Raw genomic sequence first — 2,961 nt, forward strand, 5'->3', positions numbered from 1 at the left:
AAAGGCTCACTGCAAGACATGTATGCGAAGGCGGGAGGACCGTCCTTAAGGAAGCACCGTCTCGCCGTGAAGCTTCCGGTTCAAAGATTCGAACAAAGCATCCAGCTGTTCCGTTTCTAAAGATTCGATCTCGGGCTCCGGGCAGGTGCCTGTGATCGCCTTCCGCAGCTCCTCCTGTCCGGGATCGGATACGATGCGCGCCGCCAGATCCTTGATACAGCGGCTCTCTCCCAACACCTCCATCGGAAGCGTCAGCCCCAGCTCATTCTCCACCTCATATTTGAATTTCATTGCCATGATGGAATCGAAGCCGAATTCCTGCAGCTCCTTGTCCATGCGAAGCTCCTCCGGACGGATTCCCAGCATGGAGCTGATTCTGTCCCCGAAATACCGGCTGGCGGCTTCCTCCGGCCCGATGGATTCCTGGACAGTGAACGTTGAGCGCTTCTCCGTCTCCCCTGAAGCAGAAGGCACTCCCTCCCGGCTCCGGTTAAGCTCCCCTGACCGGGCTATCCAATACCGCTGCTTCGCAAACCTGTAGGTCGGGAGGCGCAACCGGGATCTGGCTCCTGCCGGGTGGAGCTTCGCCCACTCTACAGAAACACCGTTCACCCATAACTTGGCAATGGTGAACCATTGCTTGCTCTGCAGAAGCATATCGACATACAAGCGGCTGGTTGCATCCTGGCTCATTAAATCGCAAATGCCTTGCTTGACCGTTGGAGGCGCCGTCTCAAAGATGCCGTCCTCGCTTTCGGGCGCTTGTCCGCTTGCATAGAGCCGGGCCTTCTCCACAAATTCCTCGGCGGTTTGAATCACAAAAGCAACTCGCTCCTCCATCTCGTCACGGCCCGTCTGCAAGGTGTAGGCGGCATTCCGAAGCTCAAAACGGTGATCGTCCTCAGCAAATGCTGCCGTGGCCTTCACAATCTCCCGCAAGCTGTCTTTGGTTTTGGCCGAGAATACCATCACGACCGGTTCGTCCGTACCCGCAGGCTCCGGCGAAGCCGGCTGTTCGTATTCCCCGATAATGATGTGGGCGTTAACCCCTCCCGCGCCGAACACATTGATACCAGCCACACGCGGAAGCTTCCGGTTGCTTGCATCCACCGGCTGCCGCCACTCCTGTCTCTCGCGAACAATGTAGAACGGGCTATCGTCCAGTTGGATAAACGGGTTTAATTCACCGCAATGAATGCTGGGCGGCAGCTCCTTGGCTCTGAGCGCCAAGATTACCTTCAGCAGACTGGCCATCCCTGATGCCGCCTCCAGATGTCCGGCGTTGGATTTAACCGAGCCCAAGCCGCATGCGGGTGCAGGCACAGTTGGTGTCCCCCGCTGCTTGCCCAGCTCCGCGAATGCATTCTTGATCCCCTCCAGCTCCACGGTATCGCCCAGCGTGGTCGCTGTGCCGTGAACCTCGATATAGGAAACGGCAGACGGATCAATACCGCCCCTGGCAACCGCCTCTTTAATCACTGCGGCCTGTCCGCTTGGATTGGGCGCTGTAAATGACTTGGACCGTCCGCTATGATTGACGGCGGTTCCCCTGATTACGGCATAAATCAGGTCACGGTCCGCTTCCGCCTGGGCCAGCGGCTTCAACAGCAGCGCCCCGATGCCTTCCCCCCGGACAAAGCCGTCTGCCTGCTTGTCGAAGGTACTGCAGCGTCCTGACTTGCTGAGCATCCCTGCCTTGTCAAAGGCTGCCATACTGCGTGGAGAGGCCAGTAAATTTACTCCTCCTGCCACTGCAAGCCTGCATTCGCCGGCCTGCAAGGACATTACGGCCCGGTGAAGAGCCACCGCCGAGCTGGAGCATGCGGTGTCCACCGCCTCGCTGGGACCATGGAAATCGAAAATATAGGAGGTCCGGTTGGCAATCAGAAAGTGCGCATTCGATACGATCGAATGCGCATCCACAGGAAGTCCCGACTCTGCAATCAAATCGGTGTATTCATTGTTGGTAACACCGACGAAAACTCCGGTCTGGCTGCCGGCCAGCGACGACGGGCTATAGCCCGCATCTTCGATGGTCTGCCACACCGTTTCAAGAAACTTGCGCTGCTGAGGATCAAGCAGCAGCGCTTCATTCGGCGACATCCTGAAGAAGAGAGGGTCAAAAGAGGCAGCATCCTTAAGGAAGCCGCCCCATTTGCATTGCGATTTGTTCGTTTCCTTCATCGGATCGCCGTAAAATGCCTGCCAATCCCAACGTTCCGAAGGAATTTCCGTTATAAGATCATTCCCCTTGACGAGATGGTCCCAGAATTCCTCCAGATTGTCGGATTGGGGCATCACCCCTCCGATGCCAATGATTGCAACCGCCCCGCAAGGTTGCGGTTCATCCATTGTAACCCTTTCGTTCAAAGCCGGCGCCGGCCGGGCCTCTTCGGGCAGATCGCCACCGGCCGACTGTGAGGCAAGCGGCTCCTCCCGCAAGCCACTTACACGGGCAGCTGTTCGGAAAGGGTTCACCGCCTTGGCGGTATTGACCGGCACGAAGCCGCTGTCTTTCAGCGCTTCTCCAGCAGAGCTTGCAGCCGACGGTTGCGCTTTACGGAATACAAGCTCCGGCTCTGCGGAAATGTCCTTGCTTCCAAGGCTTGAAGATTTGGCAGACCCTGAAGGCTCGGAATAGCATACCGCCAGCTCCTGCGGATACTTGGCACAGAGCTGCTGTGCAATAGAATGTACAGTGATTTCTTTCATTTCAAAAAAAAGAGCCGGTGTAAGCTTAAGTCCCAGCTTCTTATTCAGATTATTCGTCAACTCCGTCAGGGTTATGGAATCAAATCCGTACTTTTCCAGCTCCGTATGGTGCAAAATCTCCTGCTCGCTAAGACTGCAAATAGTCACAATTGACTGAATAAGATCTTTGGTTACTTTTACCGAAAGATTAATTTGGGCATCCAACGTATAACCCCTCCTCTTCCTCCAAGTATTTCCTTACGCTCTGCC

General features: G+C 56.0%; 1 protein-coding gene. It reads right to left on the bottom strand.

The window, feature by feature from the left end:
* Positions 1-45: 45 nt before the first annotated feature.
* Complete coding sequence (locus A3844_RS18010; protein ID WP_074108118.1) at positions 46-2,916, bottom strand: beta-ketoacyl synthase N-terminal-like domain-containing protein; 2,871 nt, start codon at positions 2,914-2,916, stop codon at positions 46-48.
* Positions 2,917-2,961: the final 45 nt, after the last annotated feature.

It is taken from the genome of Paenibacillus helianthi (assembly GCF_001909055.1).
GTDB lineage: Bacteria > Bacillota > Bacilli > Paenibacillales > Paenibacillaceae > Paenibacillus_AQ > Paenibacillus_AQ helianthi.